This is a genomic window from Desulfurococcaceae archaeon MEX13E-LK6-19, assembly GCA_029637525.1.
GTDB lineage: Archaea > Thermoproteota > Thermoprotei_A > Sulfolobales > Desulfurococcaceae > MEX13ELK6-19.
Genome location: CP072660.1, coordinates 464,951 through 490,972 on the forward strand (window position 1 = coordinate 464,951; position 26,022 = coordinate 490,972).

26 protein-coding genes are annotated in these 26,022 nt (G+C 35.8%); 19 read left to right on the forward strand and 7 right to left on the reverse strand.

Annotated features, from left to right (window positions below; all coding sequences use genetic code 11):
• Positions 1 to 14: 14 nt before the first annotated feature.
• Positions 15 to 341 carry a hypothetical protein gene (locus J4526_02595; protein WFO75770.1) on the reverse strand — a complete coding sequence of 109 codons (327 nt, stop codon included), beginning with the start codon at positions 339 to 341 and terminating at the stop codon, positions 15 to 17.
• A 98-nt stretch (positions 342 to 439) separates the two neighbouring features.
• Between J4526_02595 and J4526_02600 the strand changes: the two genes are divergently transcribed.
• Positions 440 to 1,177, forward strand: a complete 738-nt coding sequence (locus J4526_02600; GenBank protein ID WFO75771.1) for a hypothetical protein — start codon at positions 440 to 442, stop codon at positions 1,175 to 1,177.
• A 12-nt stretch (positions 1,178 to 1,189) separates the two neighbouring features.
• Here the strand turns inward: J4526_02600 and J4526_02605 are convergent, their stop codons facing one another.
• Positions 1,190 to 2,854 (reverse strand): DEAD/DEAH box helicase, encoded by a 1,665-nt coding sequence (locus tag J4526_02605; protein ID WFO75772.1) that lies wholly within the window; start codon positions 2,852 to 2,854, stop codon positions 1,190 to 1,192.
• 14 nt (positions 2,855 to 2,868) lie between these two features.
• Positions 2,869 to 3,264 (reverse strand): hypothetical protein, encoded by a 396-nt coding sequence (locus J4526_02610; protein ID WFO75773.1) that lies wholly within the window; start codon positions 3,262 to 3,264, stop codon positions 2,869 to 2,871.
• Positions 3,265 to 3,526: 262 nt separating this feature from the next.
• On the opposite strand from J4526_02610, the gene J4526_02615 reads away from it, so the two are divergent.
• The 5 genes from J4526_02615 (at position 3,527) to J4526_02635 (ending at position 6,808) form a co-directional block, all read left to right on the forward strand.
• Entirely contained in the window at positions 3,527 to 4,336 is an 810-nt protein-coding gene (locus J4526_02615; GenBank protein ID WFO75774.1) for a phosphoribosyltransferase, read from the forward strand.
• A 95-nt stretch (positions 4,337 to 4,431) separates the two neighbouring features.
• Entirely contained in the window at positions 4,432 to 4,845 is a 414-nt protein-coding gene (locus tag J4526_02620) for an ACT domain-containing protein (GenBank protein ID WFO75775.1), read from the forward strand.
• Positions 4,846 to 4,874: 29 nt separating this feature from the next.
• A complete protein-coding gene (locus tag J4526_02625; GenBank protein WFO75776.1) occupies positions 4,875 to 5,594 on the forward strand; it encodes an MBL fold metallo-hydrolase in 720 nt (239 codons plus the stop codon).
• A complete protein-coding gene (locus J4526_02630) occupies positions 5,570 to 6,346 on the forward strand; it encodes a DUF72 domain-containing protein (protein ID WFO75777.1) in 777 nt (258 codons plus the stop codon). Before J4526_02625 ends, J4526_02630 begins: the two co-directional genes overlap by 25 nt.
• Positions 6,347 to 6,550: 204 nt before the next feature.
• The gene (locus J4526_02635; protein ID WFO75778.1) at positions 6,551 to 6,808 is read left to right on the forward strand and encodes a hypothetical protein; all 258 of its coding nucleotides are present in this window, start codon (positions 6,551 to 6,553) and stop codon (positions 6,806 to 6,808) included.
• Between the two features lie 39 nt (positions 6,809 to 6,847).
• On the opposite strand, the gene J4526_02640 is transcribed toward J4526_02635, so the two are convergent.
• Complete coding sequence (locus J4526_02640) at positions 6,848 to 7,600, reverse strand: DNA polymerase sliding clamp (protein WFO75779.1); 753 nt, start codon at positions 7,598 to 7,600, stop codon at positions 6,848 to 6,850.
• 120 nt (positions 7,601 to 7,720) lie between these two features.
• Between J4526_02640 and J4526_02645 the strand changes: the two genes are divergently transcribed.
• Positions 7,721 to 8,107, forward strand: coding sequence for a hypothetical protein (locus J4526_02645; protein ID WFO75780.1), 387 nt, complete (start codon positions 7,721 to 7,723; stop codon positions 8,105 to 8,107).
• Here J4526_02645 and J4526_02650 read toward each other — a convergent pair.
• Positions 8,104 to 8,457, reverse strand: a complete 354-nt coding sequence (locus J4526_02650) for a hypothetical protein (protein WFO75781.1) — start codon at positions 8,455 to 8,457, stop codon at positions 8,104 to 8,106. The two genes, J4526_02645 and J4526_02650, sit on opposite strands and share 4 nt — an antisense overlap.
• Positions 8,458 to 8,539: 82 nt before the next feature.
• The gene (locus J4526_02655; GenBank protein ID WFO75782.1) at positions 8,540 to 10,450 is read right to left on the reverse strand and encodes an ATP-binding protein; all 1,911 of its coding nucleotides are present in this window, start codon (positions 10,448 to 10,450) and stop codon (positions 8,540 to 8,542) included.
• A gap of 102 nt (positions 10,451 to 10,552) precedes the next feature.
• Between J4526_02655 and J4526_02660 the strand changes: the two genes are divergently transcribed.
• Positions 10,553 to 13,456 (forward strand): DEAD/DEAH box helicase, encoded by a 2,904-nt coding sequence (locus tag J4526_02660; GenBank protein WFO75783.1) that lies wholly within the window; start codon positions 10,553 to 10,555, stop codon positions 13,454 to 13,456.
• Between the two features lie 11 nt (positions 13,457 to 13,467).
• Here the strand turns inward: J4526_02660 and J4526_02665 are convergent, their stop codons facing one another.
• Complete coding sequence (locus J4526_02665) at positions 13,468 to 15,441, reverse strand: phosphoadenosine phosphosulfate reductase family protein (GenBank protein WFO75784.1); 1,974 nt, start codon at positions 15,439 to 15,441, stop codon at positions 13,468 to 13,470.
• 166 nt (positions 15,442 to 15,607) lie between these two features.
• Between J4526_02665 and J4526_02670 the strand changes: the two genes are divergently transcribed.
• The 11 genes from J4526_02670 to J4526_02720 all read left to right on the forward strand — a co-directional run bounded on the left by J4526_02670 (position 15,608) and on the right by J4526_02720 (position 25,982).
• Positions 15,608 to 16,030, forward strand: coding sequence for a hypothetical protein (locus tag J4526_02670; GenBank protein ID WFO75785.1), 423 nt, complete (start codon positions 15,608 to 15,610; stop codon positions 16,028 to 16,030).
• Positions 16,023 to 18,191, forward strand: coding sequence for a hypothetical protein (locus tag J4526_02675; GenBank protein WFO75786.1), 2,169 nt, complete (start codon positions 16,023 to 16,025; stop codon positions 18,189 to 18,191). The genes J4526_02670 and J4526_02675 overlap by 8 nt, the downstream gene beginning before the upstream one ends.
• A 19-nt stretch (positions 18,192 to 18,210) precedes the next feature.
• A complete protein-coding gene (locus tag J4526_02680) occupies positions 18,211 to 18,477 on the forward strand; it encodes a hypothetical protein (protein WFO75787.1) in 267 nt (88 codons plus the stop codon).
• Positions 18,478 to 18,530: 53 nt separating this feature from the next.
• On the forward strand, positions 18,531 to 19,928 hold the full coding sequence (locus J4526_02685) for a hypothetical protein (GenBank protein ID WFO75788.1): 1,398 nt from the start codon (positions 18,531 to 18,533) through the stop codon (positions 19,926 to 19,928).
• Between the two features lie 2 nt (positions 19,929 to 19,930).
• Positions 19,931 to 20,098, forward strand: coding sequence for a hypothetical protein (locus J4526_02690; protein ID WFO75789.1), 168 nt, complete (start codon positions 19,931 to 19,933; stop codon positions 20,096 to 20,098).
• On the forward strand, positions 20,085 to 21,746 hold the full coding sequence (locus tag J4526_02695) for an ATP-binding protein (protein ID WFO75790.1): 1,662 nt from the start codon (positions 20,085 to 20,087) through the stop codon (positions 21,744 to 21,746). Before J4526_02690 ends, J4526_02695 begins: the two co-directional genes overlap by 14 nt.
• Positions 21,747 to 22,088: 342 nt before the next feature.
• On the forward strand, positions 22,089 to 22,949 hold the full coding sequence (locus J4526_02700; protein ID WFO75791.1) for a hypothetical protein: 861 nt from the start codon (positions 22,089 to 22,091) through the stop codon (positions 22,947 to 22,949).
• 65 nt (positions 22,950 to 23,014) lie between these two features.
• Positions 23,015 to 24,148, forward strand: a complete 1,134-nt coding sequence (locus J4526_02705) for a 50S ribosomal protein L3 (protein WFO75792.1) — start codon at positions 23,015 to 23,017, stop codon at positions 24,146 to 24,148.
• Between the two features lie 11 nt (positions 24,149 to 24,159).
• A complete protein-coding gene (locus J4526_02710; GenBank protein ID WFO75793.1) occupies positions 24,160 to 24,975 on the forward strand; it encodes a 50S ribosomal protein L4 in 816 nt (271 codons plus the stop codon).
• Positions 24,972 to 25,235: a 50S ribosomal protein L23 gene (locus tag J4526_02715; GenBank protein ID WFO75794.1), complete on the forward strand. Its 264-nt coding sequence runs from the start codon at positions 24,972 to 24,974 to the stop codon at positions 25,233 to 25,235. The genes J4526_02710 and J4526_02715 overlap by 4 nt, the downstream gene beginning before the upstream one ends.
• 27 nt (positions 25,236 to 25,262) lie before the next feature.
• A complete protein-coding gene (locus tag J4526_02720; GenBank protein WFO75795.1) occupies positions 25,263 to 25,982 on the forward strand; it encodes a 50S ribosomal protein L2 in 720 nt (239 codons plus the stop codon).
• Positions 25,983 to 26,022: the final 40 nt, after the last annotated feature.

The following is a 26,022-nucleotide window of genomic DNA, read 5'->3' on the forward strand; positions in this document are numbered from 1 at the left end:
AACTATTTGCTATATTATTCTTCATATAATTCAACGATTATTCTTGCTTTAACTTCATTAGAAGAAAATGGAGGGAGACTAGAGCCTAGATCTACGGCAAATGAAACAATATTGCCCAAGCTATCTTTAAACCTTACTTCAGCGACATACCTCTTTTCAGGACCCTCTTCAAAACTTTTTATAATAGCGTTGTATATTCTTGATAAAGCCATTTGTAATGCTATGGGGCTACTGAAATCTTCTGGAGTAAGTCTTATATTGGCAAGGTTCTTTAGTACTTCGCCTATTTTTGCCGTACCTTCATATATTGCGATTTTCCTTACCTTTTCTGTATCTGACAAGGCGTTCACCTAAGAGCGGAAAGATATCTACTCTCTGGAGTAAAGACTAAAATAAGTCATAATTAACTTTTTCAAATAACTTAATACATGGTGGAAAAATGCCGATGATAAGGGAAGGGGCTGTAATAATACCTAAAGAGAAGTTTATCGATATAGGTGATGATAGTATACTTAAAAACATATTGAATTTATTGGTGGGTGAAACAGCATATTTAACCATGGAAGCATGTATTGCTGATGTAGAATATGGTGATGGACTAGTTCTTTCAGTAAGTTTGGCACCTTTATCAATGATTTTGTATCCTCACGAAAATTTGTATCAGAGACTACCTAAAGAAGTAATCTATATCGTACGAAAACCTTTCTGGGCTAAAACGTGTACTGTACACTTCTCTATTGATTATTATGAATTTGTTGAAGATATTATGAAAGAAATTGAGAAACATGAATGTATATGCATTAATTCCGATAATGATATCCTAAACAAATGTGATGATATAGAATCGCAAGAAAAAATTCTTTGTATTGAAAAATTTAAAAAGGAAGAAAACATAACAAAGATAATACCTATCAATACTAGTCATCCAATTGTTTATGGGCTCTTAAATCCTCTGGAACCTTTTGATAACGATTATAGTAACGCCTTATCTAAGTACTTATCAACACCGTATAAGGGATTCGATACACTAGCATATATTAAGACAATTAATGGAGAATTAAAAGAATTTGTTAGTGTTAATAATAGGTTCAAAAGAGTACGTTTAAAGTATATTAATAATCAGGATTTAGTTAAAAGTATTGTTCTCCAGGGAATATTGTGGATCAAATGTGAGTAGAATTATTTTTATCTATAAGAATTCGTCTATACCCTCTAGTATTGTTTTTCTTTTCCTAGCGAGGAACTCGTCGGCGGTGCCACTAATTACTATTTCATAGAGTTTAGCCTCGTTTTTTCCTTCTCTAGGTCTTAGCAATCTCCCCAGTCTCTGTATGAACTGCCTCCTTGAGCCAGTCCCTGAAACAATTATACCAACATTGGCATCTGGTATGTCAAGTCCTTCGTCACCTACAGTTGTTACAACAAGAACGCCAGAGGGTTTTTCTTTAAATTCTTTCAAAACACGTTGACGCTCTTTGGTATCGATTTCTCCGGTAAGTAGATAAGCTCCTAGTCTTTTGCTTATTTCTTTTGCTTGATTAACATATTGTGTGAAAATAATTATCTTATTGCCTTTCTTAAGTTCTTTCTCGGCTATTTCAACCGCCTTCAGTATCTTGTTCTCAGAGTTTGCCACTAGCATTCTCAATCTGCTATGAATTCTTAATGCTTGTTGTGCCTTTGTATCACCTAGCTTTGCTGCCTCTAGAATTTCTTGGAAACTTCTTCCTCCAGCCAATGTTTTATATATTTTATAGAGTTCCTTGTATTCCTTCCTTTCCTTACTACTTAGACCAACCTTTATTGTATAAACCCGATATCTGGCAAGATAACCTTGTTGTGCAAGCTCAGCTGCTGATTTATGATATATTATCCCGCCCATTAGTGGGAATAATTCTGTGTGTTTTCCATCTTCCCTAACGACTGTTGCAGACAAACCCATACGGAAGGGTGCAATTGAGTACATTGCAATATGTTTAAACTTCTCAGCAGGAAGATGATGACATTCATCTACTATGAGTAAATCAAAGTAACGACCCATGAACTCAATGTTCCTGAAAGCTGACTGATATGTAGTTATTGTTATTGGTGCAAGCTTTTTTTCTTCAGTGTAATATAGCCCTACAAGCTCTGGTGCGATATTGGTAAACTTAATAATCATTTCTCGCCATTGAAACATTTGTTCTTTAGTATAGGTAACAATTAGTGTTCTCCTCTGTACTTTGGCTAAACCAGCGATTGCAATAATTGTTTTACCAGAACCAGTGGGTAAAGCTATAACACCACGGTAATTGTTTTCACTCCACTTTTCCAATGCCTCTTGTTGGTAGGGTCTTAACTCTCCTCTAAATTCTAGTTTTTGTGCAAGAGTCTTTTCTTTCGTTATACCCGTCTTGTCTTCAATATTTATGCCTTTGCCTTTAACTAGCTCAATAACTGTACTTAATTTATATGGCTTAAATGTGTAGTAGATAGCCTCTTGGTCTTTATTATAAAAACGTATACCTATACCACGTAGTTGTTCCTTCAATATGTTCCATACATTCCAGGGTATTTTCATTATTATATCATTAGAAGTACTCTCTACATCAATGGTTATTTTTGTTTTTTCTTCAATAATCTCTCTTAAGTAATCTAAATTACCTTCTTTGATCTCTAAGTCATACTCATTAATAATATTGATGATATCTTCAAAAGTATAGTTGTTAGATAAAATCTTCTTTACATTTATTTTAAATAAAGCACCAGCACCTTTTTGATATCCCATATAGTCAGCTATCTTTAGTATTTCTCTGAATTCAGTATTATCAAGCCATCTTCGTGCTCTGAGGATAATTTGGTCGTTTGAAGACATAAATAATCACTCTGTTACTGATCAATATACTCTTCTTCGTACATAATATCTACATCTTCATGAAGAATATAAAATATGTTTGTACATGAAAAAGAGGTTGCCCAATGAGCAAGAACATGTAATATTCTTTCATTAAGATTTTTCATATAAAAAGAGACTCTGTCTTTTTCTTTTATAATATGGAATGATTCATTAAATAGTATTAATATTTTGTCTGTTACATCAATTTTGCTCGGTACTTTGATTGAATATAATGTGCCAACGATGTTAAACTCATTGATGCTTCCATACCATACTATATGTACAACAATGCATGCATCAACATTATCTGATAGGTTTAAACAATATTCGATAAAGTTCTTACCATTAAACCAGGCTTGGACAAGGCTTTCCGAAACAATATCGAACAAAAGATCTTCTGGGCATCTTTTTTTAGTAATCTGCTCTATTAAAGTTGATAAATAACTTATGAGTGTTTTTGCTTTAGGTGTCGTGTTAATAATTAATCACCTAGATAAGGGTCGTCGCGTGGGTTTTTCTTCATTACAAATCAGCATTTAAGACCCGCTTCATCCCCTATTTCCTAAGTAATAGAAGCCTTAAAAGATATTATAAGGTTTATTAATTTGTGTCTGATAGTAGTTGTATAAAGAATGATGAGGGCATTCGGGGATGATTGCTTTAGATGATTATTTTCCCGCATTACTGACCAAACCATCTCCTCAGAATGTTGAAAGACTTAAAGAGAAGTTAAGTTCTTGGTTTTCTATAAACAAATACATGTCATTTTATGCACGTCTCTTATCAATTGAATTTCTAAGATTGATGAAGACCAGAGTATCATACGGGGTTCTTTCCCAGTTAACGGGTATTCCTGAATCTGTTTTGTGTAGGTATGTTAAGGGCTCTATTATTCCAAGCTTTGAACAAGCTATAAATATTCTTGCAAATCTCTCGCAATCCATAAGCATAAATGAGTTAATAAGGAGATTTTTAGAGAAAGAAAAAACAACTATTATAGATTTGTCAAGACTATTAAACGATCCGTACTTGCTTAGATTATTATCGTTCATATTATTGCTTGAACTTACCGGTAAAAAGATTGATAAAATACTTGTTGGAAGACCTGGTGTTCTGCCTTTAGCTACAACTATTGCATTAGAGCTTAATAGCAAAATTGTACTGGCCAAAAACAGGAAATACCCTGGAGTTGAATATTATGAAGAAACAATAATTCGTTCTATGAGAGAAGTCGAGATTCTTTATGTAGACAAAGATATGTTAAGTCGAAGAGATAATGTGCTAATAATGACTGATGTCGTTATTACGGGAAAAACGTTACGTGGATTAATAAATATTGTTGAAAAGGCACGGGCAGAAATAGCAGATATAGTAACAGTTATCGCCATAGGGAATGAGTGGAAGAAGAGAGTTGGTAGAAAAATAAAGACGTTAAGTTATTTAGAGGAGCCCTTCTTTTAAAATAGTTACTGAGTAAACGTTAATAGGATCACTACATGTATTTATATTAGTGAATAGAAGGTTAGATAGGCAAATAATTATAGCGGTGGGTACATATGAAGATTAGAGAAGTAGTTAGAGTAGATAATAAAGGAAGAATAACAATACCCCTTGTAATAAGGGATGCTCTTGATATTAGAGAAGGAATGTCGCTTCTACTAATAGCTGATGTTGATAAAAAAGAGATCCTTGTAACTCCTATATCTCGAGAAGCAAAACTTTATGAAATTGAAATAGAAATTGAAGATAGGCCTGGAGCATTAGCTGAGGTAGCCAACGAGCTTGCAAAACACGGTATAGATCAAGTTATGACACGTTGCACAACACTACGTCGTGGTGAAATAGCTGAATGCGTCATTGTTGTTGATACATCAAAGGCTTCAGTTGCCGATGAAAAAGATCTCGAGGAATTAATTAAGAGAATAGAACCGATTAGAGTTGCTAGAATAAAACCTTTCCATAGAGGATAGTATTCCAGTATACCAGTTAGGGCGATTTAATGCATTATAGAATATCCCGCGGTATTTACGTGGTTGGTGGAGGAGAACTTAGTAGTCTAGCCGATAATAATGTATATTTAATCACTATGAATAATGAAAAACTCTTACTCTATGACTCGGGTTCGCCATGGGGGGTTATTGCTGTAATTAGGAATATAATGGAACTAGGTTTCTCGCCAAGAAAAATAGAATATGTTGTAATATCACATGCCCATATAGAGTCGGCAGGCGGTGCGAGCACATTATATTGGATTAACAATAATGTTAAGACAATTGCTCATGAACCTGATAGTACTATGATCAGACAGGGAGATCCTTTATATACTAATTCTTGCGTTTACAACGTAGATTTCCCATCTTATCCAATAACTATATCGTTGTCTATGAGTATTAAGGAATACAATGTTGTTGAAAGACCCCTCATAAAACTTTTTCACACCCCAGGTCATACTAAAGGATTAATAACACTTGTATACGAAGACAGTGATGAAAGAATAGCCTTTATATCGGATGCGCTAGGACCTCTATGTAGCTCATGGTTATCTGATGATAGGGATTTTATGGAAACACTCGATTTTCTGCAAAAAATGGATTGTACAAAATATTGTTCCAGCACTAAATGTTATAGTAGAAAAGAGTTTAATGCTCTTGTTGAGACTATTATGGAGAAAGGAGTAGATGCTCTGAGGGTTAAATGTTGCAGCAAAAAATATGGGTAGGATGTTGTGGTTTTCCTGTCTCTCGTAAAAAATATTATCAACACTTCAAGATTGTAGAGTTACAAAACACATTCTATAACCTACCATCTAGCGAGTGGGCGAGAAAATTCAAAGAAGAACTACCAGAGGAATTCATTGTCTCTATTAAGGCTTGGCAAGTTATTACACACCCTTCTTCAAGTCCTACATGGAAGAAAATGAAAGACAAACCTAGTGGTGAAATAAAAAATTATGGATGGCTAAAACCTACTAAAGAAAACATAGATGCTTGGAATAAAATTGTTGATCTCGCAAAAATTATTGGTGCCAAATTTATTGTTCTGCAAACACCAGGATCTATGCCGTATAATGAGGAATCTGTTCGTTGGGTATACCAGTTCTTTAAAGAGATAATTTCTCTAACTCCACGTGAAATAGTAATTGGTTGGGAGCCAAGAGGACAATGGCTTACCGCTAATGCCATACATGATTTAGAGAAAATATTGAATGAATATAATGTTGTACATATAGTTGACCTCTTTAAGCACGAGCCTGTTACAAGAAACCTATTGTATACAAGGCTTCATGGCATAGGTAAAGGTGAAGTAAATTATAGATACAAGTATACGGACGATGATCTAAATAGATTGGCAAACATAATTATGAAATTAGGATTAAGTCGCAACTATGTATTGTTCAATAATGTGTATATGTTTAACGATGCTTTGCGCTTCAAGGAAATGCTTTCACAACATGGTTTTACTGTATTCTAAATATTTCTATTATTTTAATTAGGCCTTCATCCCTCGATACAGGCTACCCCATCGGGGGTTAGGTGTTATTGTCCCCCGCCGCGGATACTGTATCTCATCGGTGCGGCCACATCTATATTTCAATGTACACAAGAGTTTATACGCTCTCCTCAATAATAACCTATAGAGCTAGGAAATAGTATTCGTTGTGAGGGGTTAAGTAAAGTGACAATCTATTGGGAGAGATGTAGCATTTGTAGTAGATACCATGCTGTTAAACAATGTGTGCTCTATAGTGATATTCTTGTATGTCCGCATTGTTGTGTTATTTGTCCTAAAAGAAGTACGTGTCCAAAACCAGTTTGGGAAATAGAGCTACGTGAAAAGAAGCTTGTGGAAGCAAAGAAGCCTGTAGTCCAGCAAAAGAAACGTGCAGAAAAGGTATTATTAGATTTGTTGAGTAAGCTTGAAGCTAAAGAATAAGTAAAGGCAAAATACAAAATTAACATTAATTTATGTTAATTATGTTCTTGGTGCTATCCAGTAAGTTAGTACTCCACCGCCCGGTAGTTCAAACTCTACTTTGAGAGGTTTGTCTGAATCGAATTCCAATAAGACGTTTTTAGATGCAGAAGCTGCTTTGAGTGTTGCTTCTAGTAATCCAACACTATATCTTGCCGTTGCTCTATCAACTGATGCAGTTATCGATATTAATGGGTTGTCTTGCTCAAATACGCCATGGTATTCTTTTTGTTGAGCTGCACTTTTCACTTCTAATTTACCTGAAGAATATATGAAGATTGCTTCTTCACCTACCACTTTAAGATCTCGTATAATGTTCTTATAATCATCAGATAACATGCGAATACTCACACTTAGAGAAATATTTATTTCAGGAACTTTCTCTTCAACACGTTCTCTTAGAGACAAGTAGAATGTTCTTTCAACACCAGTTTTCTTATCCTTAAACATAAACTTAAGTACTTTATTCTCCCTATCAAGCTCTAAAATAACAACATCGTTTCTCGAACCTCTACGGGCAATCCTGTTAAACTCATCGGCGTTTATTACAAAGAATTCTTCTTGGTCGCAGACATATTCTTCAAATGCTATTGAAGGCATTTTTAGTATAGTCATGGTAGTCTTATCAGGACTAAGAACTCTAGCCTCTAATACATCGGGCTCGGCATAAAACGGTATTTCATCAACAATTTTTGCCAGCGTTTGCGCTATGTATTTGAATTTTGACGCAGACGGGTAGACGGCTCTAAACAATAATCTTCACCCATACTCCTAATTCTAGTCTAGAGGAAATATTATTTGGTAGTAATTATTTAATTTAACCATAGTTGTGTATAGGAATAAAGGTATTAACAATTGTGTAGAGGGTTGCCAATGGGGAAGAGTGTAGTTGTGAAAATTGATATAGGAAAATACAAGTATGTTGATGTACCGTTAGATGATGCTATAAGACTATTAGAGAAAATAATTAGTGTACGAGGTGAAACACGGGACTTAATGGAGTCTCTTAGATACCTAAAGAACTTTGATGAATTCTATAGTTATATGAAGAAGAAATTTAAAGATTTTATAACGCCTCCTAAAGAACCTAAGGATCTAGTTATGGGGAAAGTTGTTGTTGATAAAGTAAAATTGTATGTGGAAGATAATGATAAGCGGGTAATAATAGTATTTGACCGGAGAGTTGATGTATCATTTATAAAAGAGATGCTTGAATCTATTGGTTACGAGGACGTTGAAATTCAAAAAGAACTATTTTAGGATTCTCCGGATTTGCTTTTTCTTTTAGAGCTTTTACTTGTTTTCTGTTTTTTAGAAGAAGTCTTCTTCCGCTCTTTCTTAGCTTTTTCAGCCTTTTTTGTTTTCTTGGCCTTCTTTGCAGCTGTCTTCTTTTCTTCTTTTAATAATTCTGTTAATGGTAGTTTTCCGTTGATAAATTGGATCCATAGCTCGGTCTTTTTAATAAATTCTGAAAGGTCGAGAATTGAAAAATCCTTGGCTTCCTCAAGCTCCTCATATTCTTCATAGCCGGTCTCTGAAATCTCTTCGGCAGTTTCTTCGGTGGTTGAAGGAACTTCCTCGTAGGTTTCCTCAGTATTCTCCTCGATCAAGCGCATGATCACCTTGATAGAAAGCATATGTCTGCTGGAAAGATATGTTTTGATGCCCTTTTTAATTTTTCATTAAAGACCTCTATGAAGGAAACTTTTGTAAAATACTTAGGCTATGACTTGTATCTATGATGTATAATGTGTTGTCAATAATGGTTACGGCATTTAGTTTTCCTAGTGAGGATATAGCTAATTTGACGGCATATACCTTTGAATAGTCAGTGTATCCTGATAATGTTTTTGAAATGTAATCTAAATTCCTGATTTCGGTTAGTCCAAAGACTATTTTTATTGAAGAATTCACTATTACTGCTTCACTTGTATCAAGAGGTTGCTGAGTTATTGCAAGTATTCCTAGGCCGTATTTTCTGCTTTCCATAAAGAGTCTGTTAACGAGTGCACGACTACGATTTCGCTTGAAGAGGAGGTGGGCTTCATCAATAACCAGTAGTATTTTGTTAGATATTGTTGTTGTGTACATTGCTCTAATTAATCTATGTAAGAATGTATCAACATACATTGCACGTACTTGGTCGCTAGGTAATGATGCTAAAAGTATTATTGTGGGTTTTGTGAGAATTTCATGAAATGATATTTTTGTTTCAGCAAAAACATCTTGCGTAAGCATCTTTATATATGGCCTAATCCTTTTATATTGATCCTCATATATGCCTTCGCTTATGAAATTATCTATAACATCTAATACATCACCAAAATTTGGCGGCTGCTTTGACCAAGTTGAAGGATCGTCGGTAAGTATCCCCTTGAGTTCGTATGTTTTGATGAAAATTTCTTCGAGTGCATTGCGTTGTATGTATCCTAAGTTAAATATAGATTTTATTGTATCAGCTAGTTCTATAGCTCTTTGTTTAGGAGAAGTATTCGGGTCGAGTTCAAAGGGGTTAATGGATGCCTTATAAGAATCTAGTATATTGAGATCTTTCCCTAGAACATCCATGAGGTCAAGGTATTCATTGTGATGATCTAATACTAAGAAAGAATAGCCATAGTTTTTGTATGCTTGGAAAATAATTGACTTAGCTAGAATAGATTTACCCATACCGCTAGCGCCGAAAATTGATATATGCATATTAGGAATAGATTCGAGGTCTATACTCAGTTCTCCCCTCGTTTCTTGCCAAAACCATGTCTTTCTTCTTGTGTGTTTCACTTTTTCTATTATGGGATCTTGATTGATCTTGGTATAGATGCGTCTAGGCTTATCATATACTAGTATAGCTTGTTTATTGCCTAGAATAATCTTCTTTTTATACAAATTACTAAAGGCAAGTCCGTGGCCGGTACCTAGACTTGCTAGTAATAGTGGTATAGCTGGTACTCCATACCATGAAGTAGCTAGCACTATAGATGACTGTAATGTTGTGTTAATCCTTTTAGACAGCATGGTAAGTATAGATGTTATTGGAAGAATTAATAGTATTCCAGTAACATAAATACTTTCACTGCTTGGAACACTTATATTGAGAAAAGTGAGTATAAACAATATTATCCCAGATATACACAGATGAAGTGCAAGCTGTGATATTGAATCCAAATTAAGGTCTAGGAATTTTTGACGATCTTTTAATAAAGAAATCAATGTATCTTCTTTTACACGATATTTCTTCATCTTATACATAATGGAAATTGCTGGTGCCATTAGTACGAGTATAATTATGTAGAAAATCTCAATAAAGGGTACTGGCTTGAGTTGATGAGAGAGCGTTCCTGTGAATACTATTAACTGTAATAGAAAGTATATTGTCCCTAGCAGAAAAGATCTGCTAATGAGCATTAGTATCAATGCTATAATAAACGGAATTATAAAAAATACCGTGAAGATCCTCATGAGTACGCTGATGTAATCTAGTGTGAATATTGTAGACGATTGAATTATGGAAGGACTATAAACATTTATCAGAACAACAATAAGTGTAAGAACTAATAAGGCTAGCCAGGAGATCTCGGATGGTTTTTGTTGATTGTTATTCATTTTCGGGTATTCCCCAAGTATTAAAACTTACTTCTTGTTCTCTTTATTTGTTAATTTAGAATATATTAGACTCTTTTCATTAACCAGAGGATTGGTTATACTATGGGTCACTGGAAAAACGATATAGTACCTTGCATAGATTTAAGGAATGTATTTAAAGATGATGGTGTGATTACTTGTCTGAATAAACTTGGCTATAAACAAATAAGTATACTTCAGTACAATGTATTTAAGTATGTAAGTGAAGGATTTTCCGTTATAGTAGTAGCTCCAACAGGTGCTGGAAAAACAGAGGCAGCTCTCTTTCCAATACTTTACAAAGTATACAAGAGAAGACAACGCCCTATTTCTGTGATTTACGTAACTCCGTTAAGAGCGTTAAATAGAGATATTGCTGAGAGAATAGAAAAAATAGCGTCTTGTTTTGGCCTCAGTGTGAATATTCGTCATGGAGATACGCCTCGTTCTTTAAGAAGAAAAATAAAGGAAAATCCTCCTCACATACTGGTTACAACCCCTGAGACACTTCAGTATATTATAGTTGATAAGACTTTGAGGGAGAAGCTTGCTAATCTTAAATATGTTGTTATAGATGAGCTTAGGGAAATGATTACAAGTAAACGAGGAATAGAATTATTTTCAGCGCTTGACTTAATTGAGAAAACCATAGGGAAGAGAATAATTAAGATAGGGCTTACGGCAACTCTCTCTAGAAAAGATGAAGCAGTTAGTTTCTTCGACGGGCCAAGTCTAACTAAAATAGTAGAATCAAGTACTGTTCGAGGAATGAATATAGAGATAAGGACGCCGAAATCGGAACAGCATTATACTGAAATGGTTAGAGAGATTGATATAGAACCTGATTTCTTTGAACGTGTTAAGTATATTGTTGAAAAGATCAGGGAGAATGGGCATACGCTAGTGTTTGCCAATACTAGAGATCTCGTAGAGCGGATTGCTTGGGCTCTTTCAGTATTGTTTGGAGATAAAGTAAAGATAGGTGTTCATCACGGTAGTTTATCGCGTTCTCATAGGCTCAGTGTTGAGAAAGCCTTCAAGAGAGGCGAGATTAATGCCCTGGTGGCTACGTCAAGTCTTGAGCTAGGTCTTGATATAGGAGTAGTAAAATACGTGATCCAGTACATGTCTCCGCGTCAAGTATCTAGACTGGTACAGCGTATAGGACGTAGTCTCCATAGATATTCTCTCAAACCACGGGGCTCCATAATTACCATAGATAACTTCTACGATATGATAGAATCTATAGTGATAGCTAGACGTTCTATTGAAAACCTCATTGAAAACGAAGAAATACCACAAAGACCTCTCGATGTACTTGCGCATCAGATATGTGCAAAGATATTTATAGAGCCAGGCATTTCGCTTGAAAAGCTTTATCATGAGTTTTATAGTAATAGAGTATTTCGTGGAATAGATTATGATGATTTCGAAAAAGTCATTGAGTATCTCGTCTACACAAGAATACTGAAAATACAAAACAACAAAGTATATCCAAGTTATAGAGCCAAGATCTACTACTATAAAACAACAATGATTCCTGATGTGAGAAATATTGATGTTATTGATGTTAGTAGTGGAAAGAAGATAGGAGTTCTCAATGAAGAATTCGTTACACTAAACTGTGAATATAATACAATAATAGTTTTAGGCGGAGGTATATGGAAGGTAATAGATTATAACAATACTGAAGGAAAACTCTATGTAGAGCCACTTGAGAGCACACGAGAAGAGATTATTATCCCTAAATGGGAAGGTGAAAGCATACCTGTAGATTACATGGTTACGCGTGAAGCAGGTGCGCTTCTAAGACTACTTAGCATGAATGTAAATGCTAATAACAGCGCAGACTTCTTTAGAATACCAATATTTAGACATAAGATTAATGAATACAAAAAATCCATTGTAATAGATAAGACGATCAAAGAGAAAATAGTTAATGTAATAAAAAATGCTATGGAGGAATTAGGTATAATTCCATCGGATAGAAATATAGTTGTTGAAGTCTGTAGTAATGAGAAAATAATCGCATTCTACACTTTTCTTGGCAGTAAAGCCAATAATTTACTAAAGGAAATACTGACTGCTCTCTTCAGGCGATACTACTTAACCGACATAACAGCTTACTCTTCACCCTATTATGTGATATTCCAGACTGTACACAGACCGTCAAGAAATGATGTTATAAATATTGTTAACCAATTGATTGACGTGTTTGATAAGTATGGGGAAGATGCTTTAACAGAAATTGTTATGAATAGTAATGCGTATCTGTGGAGAATCTTTTTTGTTGCACAACGTTTTGGCGCGATTGATCCTAGTAAAGTTAAGGTAACGAAGACGTTATTGAAAGGCTATAAGGATAGTATAATAGGTGTCGAGGCTTTAAAGGAAACCATGCTTAGGGATTATGATATTAGTGTAGTTAGAAAGATTGTTGACGGTATCAAGAGGGGTACAGTAAAAATACATGTTGTTGAAACTAAAAAGCCCAGTATTCTTCTTAAGGAAGCCCTATCTAGAATACCAGGAGTTTATAGAATATACAAAACAATAGATCTTGATGCATATAAGCTTAGGCTTCTAAATAAAGAAGTTACGGTAATATGTCTACTATGTGGAAATGCTTTTAGACTTAAGCTAAATAGTATTGTAGGAGAAGACAATATTGCTTGTCCTAAATGCTCTTCAAGAGCTTTAGCAGTTGTCAAGGGTGATGGTAAAGAAGAAATTGATGTAGTGAGGAAGGTTTTGTCTAAAAAGAGGCTTAAAGGTGAGGAGAAAAACCTCTATAAAGAATTGCAGAAAAAAGCTATGCTTGTAATGAATTATGGTGCTGACGCTATTATTGCTCTTGCTGGATATGGTGTAGGTGTAGTAGAGGCCTCAAGAATACTATATAAACATAAAGCATTCAATGAGGATCTTTTTAAGTTGATCTATGAAGCAGAGAAGAAGTTCTTGAGGATAAAGAAATATTTAGACTAATAGCTATCATTTTATGGAATTAATCCCATTGATCTAAACGATTCTAAGACATCTTCTCTATAAGCTTTTGTAGGGCGCCGCCAAGCGTCGTACTTTTCTAGAATTAATGGTATTACCACTTTTTCCACAAGTACATCAGCGACAGGACATACATCAATACAAATCCTACACGAAGAACAAGGTATCTCGGGTACTGGTCCAAATGCGGTTAACTTTATGGCTTTATTAGGACACCATACTATACAACTTCCACATTTGGCACATCCATGTATTCTATAGATAATTTTCACTATGTTGAAGACATCTTCTATACCTTTTTCGTTCTTTAACTCATACCTTATTGTATTCTTTTCAACAAAAATATCGGCATTTTGTGTTGAAATACTGTATTGAATAGCGTTATCATGTTTTTTCTGTGTAATATTATACTTGAGCATCCTAACATTACTTTCAAATTGTGTAAGCGCATCTAGGGGGATGAGTTCTTTATTAAATTCTATAACTCCTTGTAGTGCCTTCTTTTCTGACCTTATTGGAGCTAAATTCAATTTTCCATGTAGGAGCCTTTTTGTGTACTCACTAAACCAGTTAATTTCGTAGTTTTCAATTCTATGTATAAGTCTATACTTTGCCCGTGATGGTGTAAGCCATCTCCAGAGACCGTATTTTATCCATTCTATTGGCTGATCTAAACGTTTTCTCCAAGTTTCAAGAACGTTGTACCATTTACTCCATAGTTCTTGATGGGTTTCTTCTAATGTTTTAAACTCAGCTAACGTACTTGATGGACATAAATAACAACCTAAACGCTCAAATCCCAAGTCATATGCTTTATTGTATGGTAACTTGTATTTATATATGTAAAGCCATACATGTAGTTGACTCCATTCTTGTATGGGCGATATACTCAATAAATTAGGTATCCATTTGTTCCTCCAAACACGAGGGCTCTTAGCTCTGTCAATGGACTCGAAAGCTCTTTGGCCAACTATATTTAATGCTCCTTGGGGCCATTTATTCCTTGCAATACGTGCAAGTGGAACTAGCTTTGCGATCTTGCAGCACCAGCGATAATCTTTGCCTGGCGGACCAAATATCTCAACATTACGCCAAAAAGCCTCACCAGCATCTGCTACCACGGTCTCTATATCATATTTATCCGAGACGTATTCTACGTTTTCTAGCGTCTCAGGAAGCTCTAGTCCAGTATTATTGAATAGTATTTTTACCTTACCTATTGTTGATAAAGTTAAATGAAGTGAAACAAGACTATCTTTCCCTCCAGAATAAGATACTATAACCTCCTTCCCGACCTTGCTATACATGCTATAAATAAATGCTTTCGCTCTTGACTCAAAGTAATATATACCATATTCATTCTTCTTTAGCACGTCTTGCATAGTGTTTGTTTTCCAGGAGGTTTCAATAGGTTTTATGAAGTTCTTAAATGACTTAATAACAAAGAGGCCTTCGCCAGGAATGTTCTCAGCTATACCAAGAGGTCTCATATCCTTAGATACAATGACTACTTGACGTGCACTTGATGAGAAGTTTGTTTTAATGATACTTTTCTCTTTAACCCATTTGTAATCGACTACAATGTAGTCAACTAAATTATTTATTGCTGCAAGGTAAGCGCCAGTAGAGTTGAGCCTAAATCTCCAACGTTCAATAAATGGGTCATAGTATAGTTGACCAAGTACGTTACCTGAAGAAACTACCTCCCACATTTGATCCCAATGCGGGACCTTGTTAAATAGTAAAAACTGGTTCTCAAAGAACTTCTTGTAGATGCTGAGATCATTGAATTCATATTTAATTGCATCAATTAAATTCTTGAGATCCTTCTCATTAGCAGGTCTAGCATCGCCTGGTTCAGTGAGTTTCAATTCAAAAACATTAGCGTCCTTTCCGGGTGGAGGTTTTATTAATGGTACATTGTATTCTGCATCCCAATATATCTTTGCTGTTGTAGGCCAGATCATTACTTTCTACCTGCTTTTCCTTATGTCGACTACCTATTACCCCATTGTCATGAATTACAATGGAGTCTAATAAATTATAACTAATGCTTTTCTACGATCTAGGAAAGAAAGTATCGGTCAGGGGGGTCTTATTTTTAAAGATGCGAAAAAGTAGGGAGTAAAAGAAATGAGGGCTTTATCGAGCTATGTATCCTTAATTATAACATTATCTATGGTGACACTGGCTTCTACAGCTGCATTTGTCAGTATAAGAGAATACTATAACAAAGCACTACATAACGTTTACAATGGTGTATATGATACAATTATTGTTGAGAAATATAGTGACAATATTAGTGTTATTATCATAGGTTTTGTCGATGAAATAACCATAAGCAAGATATCATTGATGAAAAATGGAAGCATAATATTAGTCGTAGAGAATACGACATTGTATGAAGATCAAAGGGTTTTCATAGAATTCATTAATGCGACAATCAGCGAACAAGGCATTGTTTGTAACGAACATAGTTCCATAATAATCATGTTAAAAGATCCTACGATAATTGTGATCATAAATACAGATAGAGGTGAGTACTGTATTGGCTAAAGGTATTTCGCAGTATCCTATGGTCTATACAATCATAGCGTCAATGCTTATGATATCATTACTGACAATTATTGCCATGGAATCAGTAACTGATACTATCCGGTTCAGCGAAAAAATTGCTGGGCACGAAGATGTATTAAACAATATAGCGAAATATATTGTTATAAATGGCTCATTATACTTAATTACATCAATAGAATACGTTGGTGAATACTACGCTCTATATATAGATGCAAAGAGTAATAGCACTATAGTAAACAAGCTAAATACTGTTGTCTGGAAGGAGAATTATTTACTGATTGGACCTATTAACACTTCATATGATGAAATAGTATTGATAAGACATTACAAAACACCAGCAATTATCGATATTCTTGTTAAAAAACATCTTAATGCAACTACTGAAGAGTACATTCTCAAGAATACAATAATTCCTCCATCAATTTCTTTAAACATGTTAGTAGGTGATATATCAGTTCTCAGAACAATTAATGGTAGATATGAGTATTTCTTCGTATCCCCAATGATTAATCCTTACAAAAGAGTTATTGTGTATAAAAATAGCTATTACGTATTAAATAAAACATATGATCCGGTACTAGTAAATGATTTTGTAAAAGAACTTGAGTTTGCTAGTATTAAACAAGTAATTAATTGGGGTGACTTTAAAAAATCCACGTATAATGACTCGGCATTGCCTTATGTTCTAAATACCTATGGGAGAATAAAATACGTCAACAACATAACTATACTCTCTAATAATACATACTATATCCCATTGTCTGAACCATGGTATTTTAATAGCATAGAAAGTAACTATTACTTCTACATAACAGAACATAGGGTCTTGGGCAACTTTAATTTAAATAGAATTAACTGTTATAACAAGCTTTTCTTGAACTTTACTCATAGTGTGGATAAGATCGTTATTCAAGGAGTTGATACAGGCACTTACTATAGGGCGACGGTTTATGTTAGTTATAATGTCTTAGTATATGTTGGCTCAACGAGGTACTCATTTAGTTTCTATGACTCATTTTATACGTCTACTCCTGCTAATGATGTTTTCGACAAAATTATTAGCTTAGATCTAGAATTACCTACCAATATATCTGATACTGTTTCTGTTGAAACGTATATTAGCTACACGGTATACATAACAAATCCTACTAGTGAAAATGTCAACGTTACACTTGTAACGAGTATTAATGGTAATTACAACGATACTTATTGTGTAAAGGTATTGTCTTCAGGAATAGTGTCTCTCTATGGAGACTCTCTGGCAAATGAGTACAAGTTTTATGTAGATAACGATGGTTATAGGAATGTTTCTATAGAGATAATCCTAGAGTTAGATAAGCCGATAAATGTGACGGTCTATATTGATGGATCAAAAGTCATTAATACTAGCTGTAGTTTTCTCGAAGTAGGTTACTATGGAAAGCTAGTATTAGTTAATGCATCTCGTGCTTTACCGGATAGTGTTATTGATATAAATGATCTGATTATTGAAAATATTAATGTAACTAATGGGTTAGTCTATAGAATTAATGACTTCATCGGTATATATCTAAGTAATTCTACTGAAACAATATTAAAATATACTGTACCAGGTGTTGTCAATGTATCTGGTACCTCTATAGAGTTCTATGGAGATACCATAATCATAATAGATCTCTGGAATAATCTTACCATGATATACTCTGATTCATTTATGACAGTAAACTCTTCAAACATACAATTTGTTCAAAATACTTTAATAGAGAATGAAATAAACTTTATTGAGCCCTTGCTCGTGTTTGAAAATGTCAGTGTACCATTATTGGTGAGAATAGTCTATATAGATAATACGAGCATACAATATACCATAACACCAATGGATGATACTATCAGAATAAAGATAGATCCTAAGCCAATATCTTATTTAGAAATAAAAATTTTGGAGAATACTAGTGATATAGACTTATACATATCGTATAAGAACAGATGGCTAATGGTTCTTAATGGTCAAGTAATTGCTACTAGTGAGGGATATCTTGACCCCTCTGTAAAGGCGGTACAGACATTTCTAGGAAAATACCTGGTATTACAGCGAGACGATTCAATTACTGTAATACCTTATACAGTTTCACTCTACCCCCTCCATTATATAAGCGGCTGATATTCTCCGGGGAGATGGAATGAGTGATATTATATCGTTTATTCAGGATCTAGTACTCAATGTAATGATAATAGCGTGGATAATGTTCTTTCTGACATGGTCTGTAGGATGGGCATTGAAAGGTTCGCCAATACCTTTCCTTAGAGTTAAAAGAACAGGACATAGATTCATAGAGGATGCTGTATGGGCGGCATTTTGGCTAGCCATGGGTAGTACCGTATTCGCCCTAATAGCATATATTACAGCACAAGTACAACAACCATTTCCGCCGCCACCATCACCATAAGTGAATTGCTCGGACTGATACTACTGAAAAATTGTTTGTGGGGTGATATTTTTATGGAGTACGAGTTTCTCATAATAGCATTCTATTTAAGCATATTATCTTACTATTTGGGAGTACTTCTCTATATGATTCCATTACCGTTTTATGGCGTAAAGAAGTGGGCTCCCACATTAATGGTTGATGGAGTATTTTCTGCAATACTGATCTTTTCATACACATTGCTCTTGAGCATCATAAATTATCTAGGGTCTTTATTTGGTAGTGACTGGAATAGCTTCTTTCTTTGGCTAGGATTCAAGACGAGTATTGTTGTTACTCTTCTTGTTATTCTTAAGTTTATTGGCGTCAGTCTTAGTTTGAGTGGTCTACAGTTCATAGCAAACTCTATAATATCATCGCTCATCAATAACTTAACCAATATACTATTTCTGTTGCTTTCATTATCGATAGCTTCATCAATAATAGTAACCTATGGGTCTAAGATACTTGCTTTAGGAATACTGTTGCACTCTATTCCCTTTAGATTAACTAGAGTTAGTGGCTCTATGATGATAGCGGTCATAATGGTTTTCTCTATAGGACTACCGTTAATGCCTGCTTATGTCGAAACAGTAAGTCAACCACCTGGTTTTAATGAGTCGATTCTAGTTGAGTATGGTGTTGCTTATGGTTATATAAACATTGTAGACTTGTTGAATTCATCAGTATCTTATCCCGTCATTAACATTTATACCTCTGATAAAGACGTGTTATTGGCAAAATATCTTGGTAATCGAGATGGTGTTATTGATGCATCAAGCCCTGATAAGGGGTTTCCATCAACTAAAGAGTATATTGTATTAGTTGAATATGGCGGTCTCCAATACTGGTTGACTATTGATCCATTGAAGGATTATGTTGATGCGGGGGATGGTAAGTATAATTTATCTATAGTGCTTCCTATAATACATATTAATGATTTACGATATATTTATCTAGAGAATTGTGAATTAAAAGATATTGTATTAGACAAGATCATATATTTTACGGTTTATGTTGAAGATAAAGGTGTAGTATACATAGTTGTAAACTACGATGATAATGCTTATGTGTTTATTGATGGTGTATTAAGGGATCCTGATGTAGTTGTTGTTTATAATTGGTATGGAATAAACTTTAGGGCATTAAAATACTTTATTGATAGTGGTGTCCATAGTTTCAGGGTTTACGTGAAATACAGTAGTCTTGACCTCAAGCCCAATGTTGAAGAAGTGTATTATGTGAGGGATTCTGCGGGACTTTATCAATTTGAGCCAACAGATCTTGTTAAACCCGTCGTTTATATGGTATTTAACTTGTTTATAGCTCCTTTAACATACATAGCGATCCTCTTCTCTGCTTCGATAGCTTTAGCTAGATTGCTTGGAGGGGCTGCCCCAAGCATTGCTAGAATAATACTCGTGGGTGCATAAAAATGAGAACCCCTCTAGAAAAAATTATAGTGTTTATGATAGTTGTTATTGTTCCTTTATCTTATTTACTAATAGACCCTGTATCGGCAACCTTGATCAATGTCGTATTTCTTTCATTAATATTTATATTAAAGATTCTTGTGAGGATGATTATTAGTGAAGATCGGTGATATCCTCAGAAAAATTATTGGCGATGAAATCGAGGTTCATATAAAAAATAGTTACCTAATGGTTCATTTTGGGAAGAAGATCCATTTAATAAAATACTTGATTGTAGAAGAAGCAGAGTTTGGTCTCAGAGATATGGATCCTCAAGAACTTTACACAATACTTGAAAGATTCACAGCAGTTTTCTCAAAACTACCTCCGGGAAGCGAGGTCAAGACGATAAGACTTGCAAGAGACCTTAGGAAGATTAGAAGAAATATAGAGAACGAAATGCTTAACATCAAAGCTGCTATGGAGACCATAAAGGAGCCTCATGTGATGAAAAAACTTGAGCGACGACTGGATATACTTACGAGAATTTACAGTAGGATTCTTTCTGCAAATGACATAGTAAGGGTTGTAACAGTGTTCAAGATAAGAGGAGAGGCGGATCCAAATAGTATTAATGATGTGATTACATCAATGGAACAATTGGCAGACATTATTAAATCTTTATTTTCTTCTTCCTTAGGCTTCAAGATCAGAGATGCCTCTGAGAAAGAGATTAAAGACATTATAAAATATGAGATGGGGATAATAGACAGCTCACCTGTCAAGTCGATTTTAATTGAGGACAAAAGACTTGCGTTTCAAGCACCGCTACCAAGGGTCAAGAAGCCAGCTGTAGAAAATTATACAGGTATATACGTGGGAATAGATATTGATACAGGCTGGCCTGTGTTTATCGACAAAGAAATGTTTCATAAACACATATTAATAGTAGGTCCTACAGGAAGAGGGAAAACTTCAACACTAGCACTTATCATAGAGAACTATATATCATTGTATGGTAACACTCCATTAGTCATAGATTTCAAGGGAGATTTATCTGAACTTATTGATGATAAATTGGTACCGAAAGTAACTCCTCTCGAAATACCCTTGAACATACTTGTAAAACCAGCAATAGTTTCATCAATAGACTGGGCTCTAATAGTATCCGATATACTAACTAAAGTAATGAAGATTGATCCGCGGAAAGCATCTAATATAGTGAAAGTAATACTGGGTGGATACATTGAGAAATATATTAACGACCCTAAGAAGCTGCTTCTAGACCCCGACTTATCTATTTTGTCAAGCGTTATTGACTTAATAACTACAACTCCTAACTACGATAAAGCTATAGAGTATATTAGTAAAGGTGCACTTTTCGATCTCAATGGTTATGGAACGGCGTATCAAAATATCTATGGTGGTCTAATACTTCATTTAGCAGCATATTTAGTGTCTTCAGGTAAGCTTAGGGATAAATTAATAGTTATTGATGAAGCTTGGCGTATAGGCAGCGTCAAGGCTCTCTATACTCTTATTAAAGAAGGGCGAAGCAGACGTGTAGGAATAGTTCTCGCTACTCAAAACATTGAGGATATACCTGGTGAGATCATTGAAAACATTCATGTACTAATAGTGTTTGGCAGTCATAGTGATGAATACCTATACAAAGTTTCCCGCATATTAGGTCTCAAGAGATCAGTAATAGAAAGTCTCAAGAGACTCTCTATAGGTGAGGCACTAATACTAAATTCTCTTGATCCACATCCCGTCTTTGTAAGAATAGAACCACCATCATTATTGAAGAAAAGAGCTAAAACTTGGAAACAATATTAAATCCTTGTTGAGGAGCTGTGATGAATGGTGGGCTTGACCGACTCTCTTGATGGAGAGTGCGGTCGTAGCTGAGCTTTAATGAATAGCTTTCAAGTACCTTTTTTGAGAACTTTAAGACAAAAGGACAGGATTATAATTACTACAACACCACTTCATTACCTAATCAAATATAATAGATGAAATATATTAGTTAGCAGGAGAGCTCTAATAAAGGGGGTCATTGATGGGTGGTCGCCAGAGAACGAGTCTATTTATGACCAAAGAGAAGAAGCCTGGTGAGGAGGGAAAAGAGAAGAAGTCGGGGAAGTATAGGAAGTGAATAAGAATACCAAATGTTTTTTGATGAAGAGGAGTAAACCTCTCGTACTAGGGATCCCTTCTTCTATCCTTGAGACAGAACCTAGCCTTAGAGAAAAGACTTTGAAAACCTCTCTAGTACTTAGGGCTGCTGCTATTTTTCGTGTAGATGAAATAATAATTTATAACGATGGTACTATATCTGAAGAAAGCCATACAAGGTATTCGCGATTAATTAAGAAAATTCATAGATACCTTACAACACCCCCGTATTTAAGGAAGAAACTAGTACCGCTTGATAACGACCTCAAATACATAGGTATTGCACCGCCATTGAGGCTTCATGTATTTGACGTGGGTAAGCATCCAAGCAATGGAGAGTATAGGATTGGAGTTGTTGTTGAGTCTAAGAGAAAATATATGCTTGTAGATGCTGGTTTAAAGAATCATGTAAAAACTTTTTGCGAACAAGAATGTCCTAGCGTAAATGAATTAGTAGTAATAAATATTGTTTCAATTAATCCGTTAAAGGCTATATATGATAAGAAGTTTGAAGAAACAATCTATCTTGGCCCAAGTATAAGAGACAGTAATATAATAAACTCCATTAAAGATTATAGAGCAAAAGGATACTACTTGATTGCTACCAGTAGAAAAGGCAGGATAGTGGATATAAAGACCCTCCGTGTATTATCGAAGAAACTTACTAGCTACAAGGGAGTTTATGTATTATTTGGAGGACCTTATGCGGGACTCTATGAAATATTTAGTAGTATGGGTTTTGATCTCGACGAACTAGTTGATCTAGTAGTTAATACGATACCATGCCAGGGAACGAAGACTGTTAGAACAGAAGAAGCAATATATGCGTCTCTAGCATTACTAAACATTGTCCTGAAGGAATAGAAGATGAGTAGAATTTAATAGACCCTATCTCTGTTAGACTGGAATAGCATTGAAGGTGACAAGTTATGGGCCATCGAAAACATAGTGCGCCAAGGCATGGTAGCTTAGGGGTTAGGCCCAGGAAAAGAGCAGCTGATATAGTCCCTAGAGTACGCTCATGGCCTGAGGTGGTGTCAGAACAGCCGTTACTGCTTGGTTTTGCTGCCTACAAAGCCGGTATGACGCACGCGATAGTTATCGATGATAGGCCGGATAGCTATACCTCTGGTAAAGAAATATTCATGCCTTTGACAGTACTAGAAACACCGCCTATGATAGTATTAGCTGTTAGAGGATATCGCTACGATACAACCTACGGTTATAGAACCATAGGAGAGGTTTGGAGGAGCCCTATAGAGGCTTTAGAAAATATCGCCAACAAGTTTGCTACCAGTCCATTTATCAAGAAGGAGCCCAAGGATATAGTTAGAGGATATCTAAAAGGCTTAAGAAAGAGATTGCCGAGTCTAGTCAAGCCTGATGAAGCTTCTGAGTACAAGTACAAATTCCTCGAGAAGAACTGGGAGCAACAATTAGAGAAACTTTTCTCGGAGAAAGTAGACGATGTACGTGTGATCCTGTCAACAGTTCCAATAATATCTGGTGTTGGTAAAAAGAAGCCAGAACTAATAGAGGTAAAGATTGGTGGTGGAAAAGATATTAGTGAAAGAATCGAGTATGCGAAAAAGATCCTGGGGACCTACATTACTGTATTTGATGTATTCAAGCCAGGGCAATTTGTTGATGTGATAGGTGTAACAAAAGGTAAAGGGTTCCAAGGCGTCATAAAGAGATTTGGAGTTAAAGAATTACCTAGATGGCATAAACACAGGAAAGGAAGCAGGAAAATTGGTAGCAGAAGCCCTGGCTTCGGTACTGTAAGCACAACTCCACAGCCAGGTCAAATGGGGTTCCATAGGAGGACTGAATACAATAAACGAATTATAATGATGGGTGAAAACGGCATAGAAGTCACACCCGCCGGAGGATTCATAGGTTACGGTATTGTGAAAACACACTATATTGCTCTACAAGGCTCAGTCATAGGGCCGAGAAAGAGACTGATCGTATTAAGACATCCAATAAGAGCTCCAGCATGGACACCTGAATCTACTCCGAAAATAGTCTACCTAAGTCTCACAAGTAAACAAGGAGTCTAATGGTGGTTTAAATGGTCTGGTCTATTGTTATACCCGTGTCTATAAGTAAAGTAAAAGCAAACGTGTATAATGGTTATGGTGATGTAGTAAAAGAAATAGAGCTCCCACCAGTGTTTGGCATACCAATACGCAAGGATTTGATCAGAAGGGCATTCTTATCGGCATTTACAGCAAGACTACAACCCAAGGGTAGAGACCCGCTTGCTGGTAAAAGAACTACGGCAAGAAGCTGGGGTGTGGGTCACGGTATAGCTCGTGTTCCAAGGCTCCCTAATGGTAGGGCTGCATTTATATCATTTGCTCGTGGAGGACATAGAGCGTTTCCACCTAGACCTGATAGAAGAATCCATGAGGAGATTAATAAGAAAGAAATGGCGCTAGCTATAGCGTCAGCACTAGCTGCTACAGCTAATATAGAATTCGTTAAAGCTAGAGGTCACGTGTTTTCTGTAGATAAACTACCGGTGGTAATAGAAAACAGTGTTGAAGATAATGTTGTTAGAACAAAAGACGCAAAAGCACTACTACAAAAACTAGGTTTATGGGAAGACGTTGAGAGAGCTCATGAGAGGATTAGAATAAGGGCAGGTAAGGGAAAAATGAGAGGAAGAAGATATGTTGAGCCAAAGAGTATACTATTTGTGATATCAGATAAAGACAAGCCTATAAGGAAAGCAGTGGAGAATCTGCCAGGAGTCGACGTGGTTACACCTAAATTGCTAAGTATACTCCATCTAGCTCCCGGCGGCGTCCCTGGAAGACTGACTGTGTTCTCTGAAAAAGCACTTGAGGAAATTGCAAGAAAATATGAGGTGATAACACTTTGACAGACATCTACAAGGTTTTAATAAGGCCTCTCCATACAGAGAAAGCACTCACGCTTATAGAGAAAGAGAACACGCTAGTATTCATAGTTGACAGGAAAGCCACCAAGCAGGATATAAAGAGAGCTGTTGAAACGATATTTAATGTAAAAGTAGAAAAAGTAAGAACATTAATAACACCGCGTGGCGAGAAAAAAGCCTATGTCAAGCTCGCACCTGAGTATAGGGCATCTGAAATAGCAACACATCTCGGTCTAATCTAGATCTAGGTGTAGAGGTGTAGGAAGACAATGGGTAAACGTATTCTTGTACAAAGAATGGGTAGAGGGTCGCCGACATTCAGAAACCGTGGGCACTTGAGGGTAGGTCCAGCGAGATACCCATCTATACCTCCTGGCACTACGCTACGTGGGCGTGTAGTAGATTTACTTCATGACCCTGGTAGATGGGTTCCTCTAGCAAAGGTAGTTCTTGAAAATGGAGAAGAATTCTTGATGCCAGCTGTTGAAGGAATGTATGTGAACCAAGTAATAGCTATCGGTCCTGAAGCAGAGATAAGCAACGGTAATATACTACCTGTTGGCGTGATACCCGAGGGTACACAGATCTCTAATATCGAGATAAGGCCAGGTGATGGAGGAAAACTTGCTAGGTCATCAGGAGCATATGCCGTCATTGTTGGAAGAAGCGGCTCAAAAACACTAATACAATTACCTAGCGGTAAAATAAAAGAGATACCAAATAATGCGCGTGCAACAATAGGCGTTATAGCAGGTGGTGGAAGAGAAGAAAAACCATTATTGAAGGCTGGTGCAGCATACCACAAATGGAAAGTAAAAGCGCGTAAATGGCCTAGAGTGAGAGGTGTGGCAATGAATGCTGTAAGCCACCCACATGGTGGTGGAAGTCACCAGAGCGTATCATTCCCGTCAACTGTTGCTAGAACAGCACCACCAGGACAGAAAGTCGGTCATATTGCGGCAAGAAGAACAGGTAGAAGAAAAGGCTAATTTTCTTGACTCTATTTAAACCCATATTTAAACAGCCCAT

Excerpts from the sequence above, each read along its gene's own strand:
- J4526_02665 (WFO75784.1), bottom strand. The coding sequence starts at position 15,441 with ATGATCTGGCCTACAACAGCAAAGATATATTGGGATGCAGAATACAAT.
- J4526_02690 (WFO75789.1), top strand. The coding sequence starts at position 19,931 with ATGAGAACCCCTCTAGAAAAAATTATAGTGTTTATGATAGTTGTTATT.
- J4526_02655 (WFO75782.1), bottom strand. The coding sequence starts at position 10,450 with ATGAATAACAATCAACAAAAACCATCCGAGATCTCCTGGCTAGCCTTA.
- J4526_02710 (WFO75793.1), top strand. The coding sequence starts at position 24,160 with ATGGTCTGGTCTATTGTTATACCCGTGTCTATAAGTAAAGTAAAAGCA.
- J4526_02680 (WFO75787.1), top strand. The coding sequence starts at position 18,211 with ATGAGTGATATTATATCGTTTATTCAGGATCTAGTACTCAATGTAATG.
- J4526_02615 (WFO75774.1), top strand. The coding sequence starts at position 3,527 with ATGATTGCTTTAGATGATTATTTTCCCGCATTACTGACCAAACCATCT.
- J4526_02670 (WFO75785.1), top strand. The coding sequence starts at position 15,608 with ATGAGGGCTTTATCGAGCTATGTATCCTTAATTATAACATTATCTATG.
- J4526_02720 (WFO75795.1), top strand. The coding sequence starts at position 25,263 with ATGGGTAAACGTATTCTTGTACAAAGAATGGGTAGAGGGTCGCCGACA.
- J4526_02700 (WFO75791.1), top strand. The coding sequence starts at position 22,089 with ATGAAGAGGAGTAAACCTCTCGTACTAGGGATCCCTTCTTCTATCCTT.
- J4526_02630 (WFO75777.1), top strand. The coding sequence starts at position 5,570 with ATGTTGCAGCAAAAAATATGGGTAGGATGTTGTGGTTTTCCTGTCTCT.
- J4526_02685 (WFO75788.1), top strand. The coding sequence starts at position 18,531 with ATGGAGTACGAGTTTCTCATAATAGCATTCTATTTAAGCATATTATCT.
- J4526_02600 (WFO75771.1), top strand. The coding sequence starts at position 440 with ATGCCGATGATAAGGGAAGGGGCTGTAATAATACCTAAAGAGAAGTTT.
- J4526_02705 (WFO75792.1), top strand. The coding sequence starts at position 23,015 with ATGGGCCATCGAAAACATAGTGCGCCAAGGCATGGTAGCTTAGGGGTT.
- J4526_02660 (WFO75783.1), top strand. The coding sequence starts at position 10,553 with ATGGGTCACTGGAAAAACGATATAGTACCTTGCATAGATTTAAGGAAT.
- J4526_02625 (WFO75776.1), top strand. The coding sequence starts at position 4,875 with ATGCATTATAGAATATCCCGCGGTATTTACGTGGTTGGTGGAGGAGAA.
- J4526_02620 (WFO75775.1), top strand. The coding sequence starts at position 4,432 with ATGAAGATTAGAGAAGTAGTTAGAGTAGATAATAAAGGAAGAATAACA.
- J4526_02645 (WFO75780.1), top strand. The coding sequence starts at position 7,721 with ATGGGGAAGAGTGTAGTTGTGAAAATTGATATAGGAAAATACAAGTAT.
- J4526_02605 (WFO75772.1), bottom strand. The coding sequence starts at position 2,854 with ATGTCTTCAAACGACCAAATTATCCTCAGAGCACGAAGATGGCTTGAT.